Source organism: Flavobacterium panacis (assembly GCF_024649945.1).
Classification (GTDB): Bacteria; Bacteroidota; Bacteroidia; order Flavobacteriales; family Flavobacteriaceae; genus Flavobacterium; species Flavobacterium panacis.
Window position 1 is genome coordinate 396,178 of the sequence record NZ_JANKMS010000005.1, and the last position, 17,013, is coordinate 413,190.

9 protein-coding genes are annotated in these 17,013 nt (G+C 34.9%); 7 read left to right on the forward strand and 2 right to left on the reverse strand.

The window, feature by feature from the left end:
* The first annotated feature begins 217 nt into the window (after positions 1–217).
* The 3 genes from NQQ59_RS13590 to NQQ59_RS13600 all read left to right on the forward strand — a co-directional run bounded on the left by NQQ59_RS13590 (position 218) and on the right by NQQ59_RS13600 (position 5,975).
* Positions 218–2,425, forward strand: coding sequence for a TonB-dependent receptor (locus NQQ59_RS13590; protein WP_144215870.1), 2,208 nt, complete (start codon positions 218–220; stop codon positions 2,423–2,425).
* Positions 2,426–2,578: 153 nt separating this feature from the next.
* The gene (locus tag NQQ59_RS13595) at positions 2,579–4,687 is read left to right on the forward strand and encodes a prolyl oligopeptidase family serine peptidase (protein WP_144215872.1); all 2,109 of its coding nucleotides are present in this window, start codon (positions 2,579–2,581) and stop codon (positions 4,685–4,687) included.
* Positions 4,688–4,982: 295 nt separating this feature from the next.
* Positions 4,983–5,975 (forward strand): Gfo/Idh/MocA family protein, encoded by a 993-nt coding sequence (locus NQQ59_RS13600; RefSeq protein WP_144215874.1) that lies wholly within the window; start codon positions 4,983–4,985, stop codon positions 5,973–5,975.
* A 110-nt stretch (positions 5,976–6,085) separates the two neighbouring features.
* On the opposite strand, the gene NQQ59_RS13605 is transcribed toward NQQ59_RS13600, so the two are convergent.
* The gene (locus NQQ59_RS13605; RefSeq protein WP_144215876.1) at positions 6,086–7,060 is read right to left on the reverse strand and encodes an outer membrane beta-barrel protein; all 975 of its coding nucleotides are present in this window, start codon (positions 7,058–7,060) and stop codon (positions 6,086–6,088) included.
* A gap of 179 nt (positions 7,061–7,239) precedes the next feature.
* Entirely contained in the window at positions 7,240–11,775 is a 4,536-nt protein-coding gene (gene dnaE / locus NQQ59_RS13610; RefSeq protein ID WP_144215878.1) for a DNA polymerase III subunit alpha, read from the reverse strand.
* Between the two features lie 541 nt (positions 11,776–12,316).
* Here dnaE and NQQ59_RS13615 point away from each other — a divergent pair.
* From NQQ59_RS13615 to leuD, 4 genes are all read left to right on the forward strand, one after another.
* Positions 12,317–13,120: an SDR family oxidoreductase gene (locus tag NQQ59_RS13615; RefSeq protein ID WP_144215880.1), complete on the forward strand. Its 804-nt coding sequence runs from the start codon at positions 12,317–12,319 to the stop codon at positions 13,118–13,120.
* Positions 13,121–13,404: 284 nt separating this feature from the next.
* A complete protein-coding gene (locus NQQ59_RS13620; RefSeq protein ID WP_144215882.1) occupies positions 13,405–14,325 on the forward strand; it encodes a helix-turn-helix domain-containing protein in 921 nt (306 codons plus the stop codon).
* 538 nt (positions 14,326–14,863) lie between these two features.
* Entirely contained in the window at positions 14,864–16,258 is a 1,395-nt protein-coding gene (leuC, locus tag NQQ59_RS13625; protein WP_144215884.1) for a 3-isopropylmalate dehydratase large subunit, read from the forward strand.
* A 113-nt stretch (positions 16,259–16,371) separates the two neighbouring features.
* On the forward strand, positions 16,372–16,968 hold the full coding sequence (gene leuD / locus NQQ59_RS13630; protein WP_144215886.1) for a 3-isopropylmalate dehydratase small subunit: 597 nt from the start codon (positions 16,372–16,374) through the stop codon (positions 16,966–16,968).
* The last annotated feature ends 45 nt before the right edge of the window (positions 16,969–17,013 follow it).

Consider the following 17,013-nt stretch of genomic DNA (forward strand, 5'->3'; position numbering starts at 1 on the left):
TCAATTTCAAGTACCTCGTATTTCTTGCGGGGACCTCCCACAGCTTTAGTTTCTTAAATTTTCGATTTCGAAAAAAATCACATTTCTTTTAATTAAAAATTCAAAAACCGTTGAGTTTCCTAATCCTAATGACTTAAAGTTGGGATCAGAATGCTTTGCTGTTTGTTTTGTTTTTTTATTAAAAGAAAAATCAAATTAACTATAGCATCATTTTCAAATGAAAAAATTCATATTAGCCCTTATTTTAGGGTTCTCGGGCATTTTATCTGCTCAAAATTCGGTTTCAGGTACTGTGACTGATAATCAAAATAATCCATTGCCTGGCGTTTCTGTTTATGCACCTGAGATTCATAAAGGAACCACTACAGACGCAAATGGAAAATACGAACTAAACAATCTTCCAAACGGAAGTCTTAGACTTGCTTTTACCTATGTTGGATATGCTAATCAAAACAAAACGATAGCAAAATTATTAAAGCAAAATACTTTAGACATTACACTAGAGGAATCTATTTTAGAAATGGATGAAGTGGTGGTTTCTACTCCGTTCAACAAATTACAATCGCAAAACGTAATGAAAATTGAGCACGAAAGCATCAAAACATTACAGCAAAAAGGAACCTCAACTTTGATTGAAGGTTTGGCTACAATCCCTGGAGTTTCTCAAATTTCAACTGGAACTTCTATCGGAAAACCTGTAATTCGTGGACTTAGTGGAAATCGTGTTTTGGTATATTCTCAAGGTGTTCGTATCGAAAATCAACAGTTTGGAGACGAACATGGTTTAGGTTTAAATGATGCCGGAATTGAAAGCGTAGAAGTAATTAAAGGTCCAGCATCTTTATTATACGGTTCTGATGCTTTGGGAGGAGTTTTATATTTTAATCCAGAAAAATTTGCTGATGCTGGCGATTTTAAAGCTAACTTCAGTCAAAAATATTTCACCAATACACAAGGAAGTAATTCTTCTATCGGATTAAAAACATCTACAGAAAATTGGAAATTCTTAGCTCGTGGAAGTTACAACACGCATTCAGATTATAAAATTGCAGATGGTGACCGCGTAACGAATTCACGTTACAATGAAACTGATTTTAAAACAGGAATTGGATACAGTAATTCAACTTTCTCAAGTGTTTTAAGATATAACTACAACAAATTGGATATCGGAATTCCAGAAGACGGAATTGCAGAACAATCTTCTAGCAAAGACACACAATTTCCAAGACAGGGAATTTTCAATCATTTATTGAGTTTGAATAATACTGTATTTTTTGAAAACTCAAAATTAGACATTGATTTAGGCTATATTTCTAATGATCGAAGCGAGTTTGAAGACAGCAACGAAGCTTCTTTACACATGAAATTGAATACTTTCAATTATAATGCAAAATATCATTTCCCTAAATTCGGAAAAATCGAAACTATTGTAGGTGTTCAGGGAATGCACCAAACGAATAAAAATTCTGGTGAAGAATATTTAATTCCAGATGCAACAACTAACGATTTTGGTGTTTTTGGAACAGCAAATTACGAATGGAACAACAGCGTTCTTCAGGCTGGATTGCGTTTTGATAATAGAAATATTACTTCAATTGCACACGGAACAGAAGGCGAAGAAGGTTATTTTCTGCCTCTTGACAAATCTTTTGACAGTTTTAATGCTTCTTTAGGTTACAAAACCAAATTGGCTGATCCGTTAACAATTCGTTTGAATGTAGCAACAGGATTTAGAGCTCCAAACTTAGCTGAATTAACTTCAAACGGTGTTCACGAAGGAACAAATCGTTACGAAATTGGAAATGCTAATCTGAAAACAGAACAAAACGTTCAGACTGATTTGAATTTAGAATACAAAAGCACTCATTTCGAGTTTTTCGTAAACGGATTCTACAATCACGTAAACAACTACATTTATACTTCGCCAACTGGAGAAGTTAGAGACGACAATGATGTTTTTGCTTATATTCAGGATAATGCACAATTGTATGGCGGTGAAGTTGGTCTGCATTTTCACCCTCATCCTTTAGATTGGTTACATTTTGAAACTAGTTTTGAAACGGTTACAGGTAAAAAAGAAAACAAAGATTATCTGCCTTTAATTCCAGCAAACAACTGGAATAATACATTAAGAACTGAATTCAACATTAAAGACTGGTTAAGCGAAGGTTTTGCCTCTTTGAATGTTTCTTCCACTTTTGCTCAAGATAATGTGAGTGGTTTTGAAACCGCTTCTAAAGGTTATACTTTAGTAAATTTAGGTTTTGGAGGAACAGTTAAACTAGGAAAAACTGCTTTCGATATTAACCTAAACGGAAACAACCTTTTTGATAAAAAATATATTGCACATCTTTCGAGATTAAAAACAGACGGTATTCCTAATATTGGAAGAAACATCGTTTTGGGAGTTAATTTTAATCTCTAATTTTTAAACCATATAAGTCATATAAGAGTAGTTTCAAATTAAATGAATTTATGTAACTTATATGGTTATTTTTTTTAACAATTAGAAAGTTTTTCTTACTTTATTTTTTTAAACAAAAAAGACTATTTTTGTTACAACAGATAAAAACTAACTATGAAAAAAACATTTTTATTAATGGCTATTACAACTGCAGGAATCTCATTTGGACAAGGCAAAATTCAATATCCGCAAACTAAAAAAGGCGAAACTGTTGATGTTTATTTTGATACCAAAGTAAGTGATCCTTACCGTTGGTTAGAAGATGATAAATCTGCTGAAACCGGTGCATGGGTAAAAGCTGAGAATGAAGTAACTTACGGTTACTTAGATAAAATTCCGTTTCGTGAAGAATTAAAAAAACGAATGGAAAAATTGTGGAACTACGAGAAAATCGGTGCTCCATTTAAAGAAGGAAAATTTACGTATTATTCTAAAAACAACGGACTTCAAAATCAATCTGTTGTTTACAGAAAAGATTTAAACGGAAAAGAAGAAGTTTTCTTAGATCCAAATACTTTTTCAAAAGACGGAACAACTTCACTTGGAGGATTGAATTTCTCTAAAGATGGAAACAAAGCCGCTTATTCAATTTCTGAAGGTGGAAGCGACTGGAGAAAAGTAATTATTATTGATGCTGTTTCTAAAAAAGTTTTAGAAGACACATTGGTTGATGTAAAGTTCAGTGGCGTTTCTTGGTATGGAAATGAAGGTTTCTATTATTCAAGTTACGACAAACCAAAAGGAAGTGAATTGTCTGCTCTAACCGATCAGCACAAACTCTATTTCCATAAACTAGGAACTTCCCAAAAAGAGGATAAAGTAATTTTTGGTGCCGATAAAAAAAGAAGATACGTTGGAGGTTATGTAACAGAAGACAATCGTTACTTGGTAATTACAGCTGCTAATTCTACTTATGGAAACGAATTGTACATTAAAGACTTAACGAAACCTAACAGTCCAATTGTAACGATTGTAGACAATTTCAATAGCGACAACAGTATTATTGAAAACGAAGGAAGCAAATTATTCATCGAAACCGATTTTAATGCGCCAAACAAACGCGTTGTTACGGTCGATGCTGCAAATCCGAAACCAGAAAACTGGAAAGATTTCATTAAAGAAACCAACAATATTTTATCACCTTCAACAGGTGCAGGATATTTCTTTGCTAATTATACTAAAGACGCTGTTTCATTTGTACAACAGTATGATTACAACGGAAAATTAATTCGTGAAATCAAACTTCCAGCAGTTGGAACTGCAGGCGGATTTGGAGGTAAAAAAGAAGAAAAGATTCTATACTATAGCTTTGCAAATTACACAACTCCGGGTAGTATTTATTCTTTTGAACCAAAATCTGGAAAATCTGAGATTTATCAGAAACCTAAAGTAGATTTCAAAAGCGAAGATTACGAGTCAAAACAAGTTTTCTACACTTCAAAAGATGGTACAAAAGTTCCGATGATTATTACGTATAAAAAAGGAACAAAATTAGACGGTAAAAACCCAACAATCCTTTACGGTTATGGCGGATTTAATGTTAGTTTGACACCAAGTTTCAGTATTGCAAATGCTGTTTGGATGGAAAATGGCGGAGTTTATGCAGTTGCCAACTTAAGAGGTGGTGGTGAATATGGAAAAAAATGGCATGATGCAGGAACGAAATTGCAGAAACAAAATGTATTTGACGATTTTATCGCTGCTGCAGAATATCTAATTGCTCAAAAATATACCTCACCTGATTATTTAGCGATTCGCGGAGGATCGAACGGAGGTTTATTAGTTGGTGCTACAATGACACAACGTCCAGACTTAATGAAAGTCGCTTTACCAGCAGTTGGAGTTATGGATATGCTTCGTTACAATGCTTTTACAGCTGGTGCAGGTTGGGCTTTTGATTACGGAACCGCTCAGGACAACAAAGAAATGTTCGAATATTTAAAAGGATATTCTCCAGTTCACAACGTTAAAAAAGGAACACATTATCCTGCTACAATGGTAACAACAGGAGACCATGATGATCGTGTTGTTCCGGCACACAGTTTCAAATTTGCTTCTGAATTACAGGAAAAACAAACGGGTGAAAATCCAGTTTTAATTCGAATTGATGTTAAAGCAGGGCACGGAGCAGGAAAATCTGTTGCGGCTACCATTCAAGAGAATGTAGACATTCAAGCTTTTACACTTTATAATATGGGCTTTAAAGCTTTGCCTAAAAAGTAAGACTTTAAGCTTAATTTTTTTTTTAGCCACGAATTCACGAATTATTTTCTGAATCGTGGCTAATTTTTTTGCCACGAATTACACTAATTCCCACTAATTTAAATTTTTGAAAATTTTATATTGTGCTTATGTTTTGCCACAGATTAAAAGGATTAAAATGATTTTAATGTTTATTTTTTTCTTTAACAATCTGTGAAAATCCTTTAATCTGTGGCAAATAAAAAAAAGAATTCAAGGAAATTAGTGTAATTCGTGGCAAACCTTTTTTAAATTTGAGAAACTAAAAACTTAAACAATGGAAATTATAAAATGGGGAATTATTGGCTGTGGAAATGTAACCGAAGTCAAAAGCGGCCCAGCTTTTCAGAAAGCTCCAAACTCAGCTTTAGTTGCCGTTATGCGAAGAGATGCAGCACTAGCTGAAGATTACGCCAAACGACACAACGTTCCGAAATGGTATTCAAAAGCTGAAGATTTAATAAATGATCCAGAAGTTGATGCTGTTTATATTGCTACTCCTCCATCTTCTCATAAAGAATATACTATTTTATGTGCCAAAGCTGGAAAACCAGTTTATGTTGAAAAACCAATGGCTTTGACTTTTGAAGAATGCAACGAAATGATCAGCGTTTGTAAAGAACACAACGTTCCTTTATTTGTTGCCTATTACAGAAGAGCTTTACCGCGATTCTTAAAAATAAAAGAAATTATAGATCAAGGAAAATTAGGAACCATTAGACATGTAAATTGTGTTTTATATCACCCTTTTGAGCAACGTTATGATGACGAAATCAACCTTCCTTGGACTGTTTTGCCTCATATTTCTGGAGGTGGAATTTTTGTCGATTTAGCTTGTCACACTCTAGATTTTCTGGATTTTGTTTTAGGTCCGATAAAATCTGTTCGCGGGCATGCGACTTCGCAATTAATGGCTTATCCTGCAGAAGATGCCGTTTCGATGTCTTTCTTATTTGAAAACGGAGTCCACGGTTCTGGAGTCTGGAATTTTGCAAGTTACGAACGTTATGATAATACTGAAATCGTTGGAGATAAAGGAAAAATTTCTTTTTCGACTTTTGGAAATGATCCGCTGCAGATTCAATATGCAAATGGAGAAAAGGAAAGTATTGCAATAGAAAACCCGCTTCATATCCAGCAGCCATTTATTGAAACTGTTATGGCTGATCTTTTGGGTAATGGAACTTCCCCATCTAAAGGAACTTCTGGCGCCAGAACAACTTGGGTTATTGATCAGGTTTTGAAGGAATTTAGAGAGGCTTCGAAATAAGTGCCATTTTTTGCCATTTCGAGAAACGAGAAATCACAAAAACTACTCATAAAAAAGAGGATATTCTTTCGAATATCCTCTTTTTATAAAACTATAATAACGGAATAAAATTATAGGCTGTATTTGATTCCTAAAGTTAATCCTAAACCAGAGATTCCAACGTATGAACTTAATTCGTCCATTTTTTCATTAGGTCTCGTAGTATCTGTTAGATCTGTAGGAGTAGCTGTATTTGGATTAAATAATGCATTGTTAGAATTTGCATCTAATTTTTTATGATAGTTTGTATATCTCTGTGATGTATTTCTAGTTGCTAAAGCATCTTGTCCGTTTACCGTATATTCTGTTGTTTCTTTAGATTTTCCGTGAACAGTAAAGTTGCGGTATTCTAACTCTGCAAAAGCGGAAATGTGTTTTCCTAATTTATAAGATGTTCCTAATGCTGCCATAAATCCAATTGTTGGGTTTGGTTTTACTACATCTTTAGAATAAATATTATTTGTTTGCACTACATTATTACCAACATAAGATGTAAGTTCTCTATCTGTTTTAATATCTAATGTTCCGTGAACTGGAACAATAACTCCAACTTTAGTATATGGCTCAAAACCATGAGCTTCTCCTAAAAACATTACAATAGAAGGCGCTAAATCAAATGCTTTAATCTGTCCATCAGCAGTAAAACTAATATATGTAGCGACATTATTAGCAGCATCATATCCATAAAGTCTATCTACTGTTTGAGCCATTGTCTTACTATTACTTATGTAATAATTTGCAGACATTTCAACCCCTAAACGTGTAGAAAAACGGTAACCTGCTGTAATACCACTTCTAAAACCTTGTCCAAATGATCCCGTTATACTTTCTCTTGAAACCAATTTATTGTTAGTTAAAGTACCTGAATAAATATCTCTATTAGGAGCTTGTCCTCCTACTTCAGGAAATTCTGTTGAAGCTGTTTGGTTGAAATACGACCCTCCTAATTTAAAATACCAGCTTTCTGGCTTGTCTGCTTTCTCTGTTTGCGCTATTGTGGTCATTGAGCAAACTAATAATCCTAATAAAAATAGGTTCTTTTTCATAATTCTCATTTATTGATTTATACAAACTTAGATTATATTAACATATTCTTACAGTTTGTAAGGTTAGACTTGGAACGAAATCGTTGTAATTTTGAACAATATTACTAAAAAACTATTATGCGTGCATATTTTTTAACATAAAGATTTTAACATCTGTTTGAATTTTAACAGTTAAAATTTTAGTTTAATTTAAAATTAATTTGCATTTTTTCCAATTCCTGCAATAACTCGGCTGAAATCCTAACTTTTAAACGGCGACTTGGCATCGTAAGTTTAGTTACTACTTTAATTTCTTCAACTTCATTTACCTCTTGGATCTTTGTATCCTCAAGTGCGGCATCTTCATTCTCATTTTCACTTTCAAAAACGGCATCTTCAGTTTCAAAATCTGTTGGCGTTTCTACCTCAACCAATTTTTTTATTTTTTCTAATTCCATGATTTCAAAAGTCACAGCATTCTCTCCTTTGTTTTCAGCAAATAAATGACTTAACTTATGAATAAATTCAGGATGAAGATCTTTAATATTCAGTAAAACGATTAGTTTTTTAGCGAAAGCTTCCAGAATATCCTGCAATTGTCGAATCTCCACAAACTGCATTCTAGGATCTGATTTTTTCCCTGTATCGTGGTTTACCCATCCGTCTTTGATCAATATTTTCAAAAAAGCAAAATTGTTCTGAATCAAGAAATGGCGGAATTTTAAATATTCTTCACCAAAAATCTTAAACTCGTAACTTTCATCATAACCTTCTAAGTTGAATGCTGCCCAGCCTTTTCCGTTTTTGGCTACACGATGCTGAACGTTATTGATAATTCCGGCGAAATGTAAATTCTTTCCAACATATTCATTCATGCTCTTTAATGCTTCCAATCGGGCATTACAGAAGTATTTCATCTCAAATCTAAAATCATCAAGTGGATGTCCTGAAATATAAATTCCAACAACCTCTTTTTCTTTTGCCAGTTTTTCCATTGTACTCCAGTCTTCACATGGCGGTACAACTGGTTCATCAATTTGTACTTCACTAGCTTCTCCGAATAAACTTACTTGCGAAGAGTTTTCATTTTCCTGAAACTTCGATCCATAACGCATTGCTTTTTCATAGAACGTAATTCCATCACCTTCATCATGGAAATATTGTGCTCTGGTTGTCCCTTCAAAAGAGTCAAAACCTCCGGCTAATGCTAAATTTTCAATCGCTTTTTTGTTGGCAGCACGTAAATCAATTCGTTTCGCTAAATCAAAAATCGATTTATATCTTCCATCTTTTCTGTTTTCTACAATCGTTTCTACAGCTCCAGAACCTACTCCTTTAATCGCTCCCATTCCGAAACGAACCGCATAATCATCGTTTACGGTAAATTTATAGTACGATTCATTTACGTCTGGACCAAGAACTTGTAATCCCATACGTTTACATTCTTCCATGAAAAACGAAACTTGTTTGATATCGTTCATGTTATTCGAAAGTACCGCCGCCATATATTCCGCAGGATAATGCGCTTTCAAATAAGCAGTTTGATACGCAATCCACGCATAACAAGTCGAGTGCGATTTGTTGAAGGCGTAACTCGCAAAGGCCTCCCAGTCTTTCCAGATTTTCTCTAGAACTTTGGCGTCGTGACCTTTTGCTGCCGCTTGCTCCACAAACTTCGGTTTCATTTTATCTAGTACGTCTTTTTGTTTCTTACCCATCGCTTTACGCAAGACGTCGGCCTCACCCTTTGTAAATCCTGCCAAAGACTGAGACAAAAGCATTACCTGCTCTTGGTAAACTGTAATTCCGTAGGTTTCTGATAAATATTCGGCACAGGCATCTAAATCGTATTTGATTTCCTCGTCACCATTTTTTCTTCGAACGAAAGACGGAATATACTCCAAAGGTCCCGGACGATACAAGGCATTCATGGCAATTAAATCTCCAAACACCGTTGGTTTCAGATCTTTCATGTATTTCTGCATCCCAGGTGACTCATATTGGAAGATTCCAACAGTTTCACCTCTTTGGAAAAGCGCATACGTTTCTTCATCATCAATTGGAAAAGTATCTGGATTTAGCTCGATTCCTGTTCTGTATTTTACCAGTTTTACGGTATCTTTTATCAGCGTAAGGGTCTTCAAACCCAAGAAGTCCATTTTCAGCAATCCTGCACTTTCTGCAACCGAGTTATCGAACTGCGTTACATATAAATCGGAATCTTTTGCTGTCGTAACCGGAACGTAATTCGTAATATCCGAAGGTGTAATGATTACCCCACAGGCGTGAATTCCCGTGTTACGCATCGATCCTTCAAGGATTTTTGCCTGCTGAATGGTTTCTCCTGCCAAATCATCTTCATTGGCAATTGCGATTAATTCTTTTACATTATCAAATTCGTCCGAACGAAGTGCTTTTTTAACTTCCTCTTCACTCTCCGAAATAAAACGCGCCAAATTCCATTTTGACGGCATCATTCCCGGAATCAATTTCGCAATTCTATCGGCTTCAAATAAGGGTAAATCTAGTACACGAGCCGTATCACGAATCGCCGATTTGGTCGCCATTTTACCATAAGTGATAATCTGTGCCACCTGTTTTTGACCGTATTTGTTGATTACATAATCCATTACACGTCCACGACCCTCGTCATCAAAGTCGATATCAATATCGGGCATCGATACACGGTCAGGATTTAGGAAACGCTCAAAAAGTAAGTCATATTTAATTGGGTCAATATTGGTAATTCCAAGACAGTACGCAACCGCAGATCCGGCTGCAGAACCACGCCCAGGTCCTACCGAAACGTCCATATTTCTAGCTTCGGCGATGAAATCCTGTACAATCAAGAAATAACCTGGATATCCTGAATTCGAAATCGTCATCAATTCAAAATCCAAACGTTCTTGAATCGATTCGGTAATTTCGCCATATCTTCTTTTTGCACCTTCCATAGTAAGATGGCGCAAGTATTTATTTTCTCCACGAACACCACCATCTTCTTCATCTTCGGGCACCATAAATTCGTCTGGAATTTCGAATTTCGGAAGCAATACATCACGATAAAGCGAATATCCTTCAACCTTATCGATAATTTCCTGAATATTGATAATCGCTTCTGGCAAATCGGCAAAAAGCTTTTTCATCTCGTCTTGCGACTTGAAATAGTATTCCTGATTTGGAAGTCCGTAACGGTAACCACGACCACGACCAATTGGCGTTGCCTGCTTTTCTCCGTCTTTTACACACAATAAAATGTCGTGTGCATTGGCATCTTCTTTATTTAAATAATAAGTGTTGTTGGTCGCAATTAATTTGACATTGTGCTTTTGAGAGAACTCAATCAAGGTTTTGTTCACACGATTTTCATCTTCCTGATTATGGCGCATTACTTCCAGATAGAAATCTTCGCCAAATTGCTCCTTCCACCAAATTAAAGCTTCTTCTGCTTGGTTTTCTCCAATGTTCAAGATTTTACTCGGAATTTCTCCATATAAATTCCCAGACAAAACCATGATATCGCCTTTGTATTGCTCAACTATTTTTCTGTCAATTCTCGGAACATAATAAAATCCGTCTGTATAGGCAATCGAAGCCATTTTAGCCAAGTTATGATAACCAGCTTTATTTTTAGCCATTAAAACAACTTGATAACCGTTGTCTTTTTTGCTTTTATCTAAGTGATTTTCGCAAATATTAAATTCACAACCCACAATAGGTTTCACCTCTGTTTCGGTTGGTTCTTCACCTGCTTCGACTAAAGCTTTGTTTTTTCCAGAAGCCGCTTTATTATGGTTCATAACGGCACTCACAAAATGGAAAGCTCCCATCATGTTTCCTGTGTCTGTCATAGCCACAGCTGGCATTCCGTTTTTAGCGGAAGCTGCCACAATATTTCCAACTCCAATAGTCGATTGCAAAACCGAAAACTGGGTATGATTGTGTAAATGCGCAAATTTTGCTGCTTTAAAATCAGCTTTATCTTCTTCTGAAACAACAGTTTGCTGACCTTCTCCAGCAAGAGCTTTAAGCTGTTCTCTGATTTTATCAGAAGCCGCTTTTAAGTTGATATGTTTTAAACCAATTAACTTGAATGGCTCCGCATTTCTTTCTTGAAATTCTCTAAAATATTCTTTTGGAACATCTAATTCTTCTTTGGTAAAAACTTCTCTTCTAACCAATTCCAGGAAACAACGCGTAGTTGCCTCAACGTCGGCAGTTGCGTTGTGTGCTTCCGCAAAAGGCTGGTCGAAAAGATAACTGTGTAATTCGGTCAAAGTTGGAAGTTTGAATTTCCCTCCACGACCTCCAGGAAGCTGTAATAACGATGCGGTAACTTCGGTACAGGTATCCAAAACAGGCATTGAACTCATTTGAGATTCTACTCCCATTCTATGGAATTCGGCACCCATAATATTAACGTCGAATCCTAAATTCTGACCGACAATAAATTTTGTTTTGCTTAAGGCAATATTGAATTTCTCTAAAACTTCGGCCAAAGTGATTCCATCTGCTTCAGCCAATTCAGTAGAGATTCCGTGAATACGCTCAGCATCATACGGAATATTAAATCCTTCTGGTTTTACCAAATAATCCTGATGTTCGATAAGCTGTCCCATTTCGTCATGAAGCTGCCAAGCGATCTGTATACAGCGAGGCCAGTTATCAGAGTCAGTTATTGGAGCATCCCAGCGTTTTGGTAATCCGGTTGTTTCGGTATCGAATATTAAATACATATAGTGAAAATACAAAAATTAAACTCCAAATCCCAATCTTTTCCAATATAAATACTTGATTATATGGAATGTAAAAAATGGTCTTATAAATTATGGAGGAAGTTCAAATTTACGCTTTTTTTGGAGAAATAATGAAACGAAAGTTGTTAACAAAAGCATTAAAGGAGACCTGTTAAATGCAATTCTTAAAAATTTAAACACATAGAGACATAGATCTGGTTTTTGTAAAAAGAAGTTTGAAAAAAATCTAGATTTTTAACACATAGCTATATGTTTTTAATGCTTCAAATAAAATCTGTCAAAAGCAATTCTTAAAAATTCAACCCTATATCTATGTGTATTTAAATAAGTGAAACGCCTTCTTAAGATTTCTAAATCTATGTTTCTATGTATTAAAAACAACTACACCCAAAGCATTTTCATTATCAAAAACATCTATTATTCATTTTGAACACTCATTGCTCCAAAATGAACACTTTTAAGCTGTGATGTATCCTGAACTTTGCTTCATCAAATTATAACAATTAAAAAATCAATAATCATGAAAACAATTTTTATCACAGGCGCATCATCAGGTTTAGGAAAAGCAACAGCAAAATTATTCCACGAAAAAGGATGGAACGTAATCGCAACCATGAGAACACCTGAAAAAGAGACAGAACTTTCTCAATTAAAAAATGTAACGCTTTTACCATTAGACGTTACCAATTTTGATCAAATTCAAACTACAGTAAAAAAAGCATTGGAATTAAGAGACATTGACATCGTTTTTAATAATGCTGGTTATGGCTTAATTGGTCCATTAGAAAGTCTTTCAGATGATCAAATTACGAAACAACTGAACACTAATTTATTGGGAGTTATTCGTGTTACAAATGCTTTTGTTCCTTATTTCAGAGAAAGAAAAAGCGGTTTATTTATTTCAACAACTTCTATTGGCGGATTAATCGCTTTTCCTTTAGGTTCAATATATCACGCGACAAAATGGGGATTAGAAGGCTGGAGCGAAAGTATGGCTTACGAATTAAATCCGTTTGGGGTTCATATTAAAACGGTTTCTCCAGGAGGAATTAAAACAGAATTCCTTCACGGTTCTCTTGACACAGGAGCGCGACCTGAATACGAAGCGATGACCAATAGCATGTTTGCAAATGTTGGCGCTATGTTTGAGATGGCTTCAACTCCAGAACAAATTGCCGAGGTAGTTTATGAAGCAGCTACAGATGGTAAAAACCAATTACGATATGTAGCTGGAGAAGATGCAAAAGCGCTTTACAAACAAAGAATAGAATTAGGAGCTGAAGCTTTCCGTACCGAATTTGGAAAACAGTTTTTGGGAGCATAATAAATCCTGATGAGACTATCTAAAAGCTTAAAACATTTTTTAGTAGGCTCCAGCGGAGCAAATATTTATAGAAATTCAATCGCGCAGATGCACAAGAGCTCCAGCGGAGCGTAATACTCTCGAATTGTAAAGAATATTACGCTCCGCTGGAGCTCAGCTTCTCAATAATAAATATAATTTCTATAAACATTTCGCTTCTCCGAAGCTGTTTTAAAAAATCAAAGAGGCTGTTCAATACTTTTCGGAAAACCAGATTACTTTTTAAAATTTCATACTTTTATATCATGGAAAAGAAAAACAATAATCCAGCAAAAATCTCTTCTATATCGCAGTTTCATGACTTGCTTCGATTGCCAAAACCACTTCATCCGATGGTGAGTTTGGTAGATAATACGCAATTGGTTATCAATGAAGATTTAGACAACAATGCTTTCTTACTGGACTTTTATAAAATATCCTATAAGTTTTCTACCAATGGAAAAATGGGTTATGGTCAGGGCTATTATGATTTTAATGAAGGTGGATTGATGTTTGCTTCTCCCAACCAATTAATTTTTACTGAAAATGAAGAAGGAGCCGAATATGGCGGTTACACACTTTTGTTTCATCCTGATTTTATTCGAAATTATCCTTTAGGGAAAAGCATCAAAAAATATGGTTTCTTTTCTTATGATACCAATGAAGCGCTACATCTTTCAGATAGTGAAAAAACAATCATTATCGGATTATTAAAAAGCATCGAAAAAGAACTCCATACAGCAATTGACGAAATGAGTCAGGATGTGATCGTATCTTATATTGATGTTCTGCTGAATTACAGTAATCGTTTTTACAAACGTCAATTCATTACCCGAAAAACCATCAGCCACGATTTATTATTAAAAGTCGAAGAAACGCTGGACAACTATATAAGTAATGCAGAAACCTTAAAAAAAGGACTTCCATCAGTAGAATTTCTGGCGTCACAAATCAATGTTTCGAGTCATTATTTAAGTGATATGCTTCGGAATTTAACGGGACAAAATGCACAACAGCACATTCATTCCAAATTGATAGAAAAATCAAAAGACTTTTTGATAACCACTAACTTATCAGTTGCAGAAATTGCCTATCAACTGGGTTTTGAATATCCGCAGTCTTTCAGCAAATTATTTAAAAAGAAAACCAGCCTTACTCCTTTGGAATTTAAAAATTCACTGAATTAATTTTCAAAATTTTGCTTTTTCAAACACAAAACGACTTCGTAAACAAGCTCAATTTTCACACAAAAACTCATAAAATTTCATAAAAATACACCTCTTGGATGTCGTAGTATTGGAGTGTTTTTTTAATGAGATAGAATCATTCTAAAAAGGCTTTTTAAGCTTTAAAAAATCAAAAAACCTTCAATTTAAAAAGAAATCAAAACTGATAATTATTACTATTTTTATTTAATTTGTTACATATTTTCAAATAAAACCTTATATTTTATAGTGCTTTTGAGATAAATTTGCAAACTATTAAAACAAAAAACAATCAAGGAAAATTAAAGCCGAAAAAGAAAAGCAAAATCAATTTTTAAATCATTTTTCTTCCAAATTTTAGTTTACAAAAGCCAATTTTTAATTTGTAAATCAGTTTGGGTATCGTATATAATGAAATATCGAAATTGACGCTTTTTGATCTTTTTTTACTTTTGTTTTGCTATTATAATGAACAGGGAATTGCTGTGGTTATAGAAATTACAATTAAAAAAAAATAAAAATGAGTAAGACATTATTTGACAAAGTATGGGATTCACATGTTGTGCGTAAAATTGAAGATGGGCCAGATGTGTTTTTTATTGACCGCCATTTCATTCATGAAGTTACGAGTCCTGTTGCTTTTTTAGGATTAAAATCAAGAGGCGTTAACGTTTTATATCCACAACGTACTTTTGCAACTGCTGACCACAATACACCAACTATAAACCAACATTTACCAGTAGAAGATCCTTTATCTGCTAATCAGCTTCAGGCTCTTGAAGATAATGCAAATGAATATGGAATTTCGCACTGGGGATTAGGTCACCAAAAAAATGGAATTGTACACGTAGTTGGTCCTGAAAACGGAATTACTTTGCCAGGTGCTACTATTGTATGTGGAGATTCACATACGTCTACTCACGGTGCTTTTGGAGCTATCGCTTTCGGTATCGGAACATCTGAGGTTGAAATGGTGCTTTCTACGCAATGTATTATGCAACCTAAACCAAAGAAAATGCGTATCAACGTAAACGGACAACTTAGTAAAGGTGTTGGACCAAAAGACGTTGCGCTTTATATTATTGCTCAATTAACTACTTCTGGAGGAACTGGTTACTTTGTTGAATACGCTGGTGATGTTTTTGAAAACATGACAATGGAAGGTCGTATGACAGTTTGTAACTTAAGTATCGAAATGGGTGCTCGTGGAGGAATGATTGCTCCTGACCAAACTACTTTCGATTTCTTAGAAGGAAGATTATACGCTCCAAAAGGAGAAGCTTGGACTAAAGCTGTTGAATACTGGAAAACACTTAAAACCGATGCTGATGCTGTTTTTGATGCTGAATTAAACATCAAAGCAGAAGATATCGAACCAATGATTACTTACGGTACTAACCCTGGAATGGGAATTGGTATTACAAAACATATTCCGAATGCCAAAGAAGTTGAAGGCGGTGAGGAAACTTACAAAAAATCTTTAGCTTACATGGGCTTCAACGAAGATGACGTAATGATCGGAAAACAAATCGATTACGTTTTCTTAGGAAGCTGTACAAACGGACGTATTGAAGATTTTAGAGCTTTCGCTGAAATTGTAAAAGGAAGAAAAAAAGCTGATAATGTTACGGCTTGGTTAGTTCCTGGATCTCACGTTGTTGAAGCACAAATTAAAGAAGAAGGAATTTTAGATATCTTGACAGAAGCTGGTTTCGTATTACGTCAGCCTGGATGTTCGGCTTGTTTAGCAATGAATGACGATAAAGTTCCTGCTGGAAAATATGCAGTAAGTACTTCAAACAGAAACTTTGAAGGCCGTCAAGGTCCTGGTTCTAGAACGCTTTTAGCAAGTCCAATTATGGCTGCTGCAGCTGCTGTTACAGGAAAACTAACAGATCCAAGGGAATTGTTTTAGTCAATGACAATTGCAATAACAATTTCAAAAAATCAATAAATTGTTTTTAGGCTAGAAAGATTATTCTCGTTTTTGAGAAATCTAAAATCTAAAATCCAAAATCTAAAATTAAAATGGCATACGATAAATTTAATATACTTACAAGCAGCGGTGTACCGTTGCCAATTGAGAACGTAGATACAGATCAAATCATTCCAGCTCGTTTCTTGAAAGCTACAAAACGTGAAGGTTTTGGAGACAATCTTTTCAGAGACTGGAGATACAATGGAGATGATACTCCAAAAGCAGATTTCGTTTTAAACAATCCAACTTACAGCGGAAAAATCCTTGTAGGAGGAAAAAACTTCGGTTCTGGATCTTCTAGAGAGCACGCTGCATGGGCGGTTTACGATTACGGATTCCGTGCTGTAGTTTCTAGTTTCTTTGCAGATATCTTCAAAGGAAACTGTTTAAACATTGGTGTTTTGCCAGTACAAATCAGCCCAGAATTTTTAGCTAATATTTTCAAAGCTATCGACGCTGATCCAAATACAGAATTAGAAATCAATCTTCCGAACCAAACAATCACTTTATTGTCAACTGGTGAGCAAGAATCTTTTGCTATCAATGGATATAAAAAAAACAACTTAATCAATGGATTTGATGACATTGATTATTTACAAGATATGAAGGAAGATATTAAAGCTTTCGCTGATAAGCTTCCTTACTAAAAAATCAGGTTCAGTCCTTTGAGACCCGACAGGTTTTTGAAACCT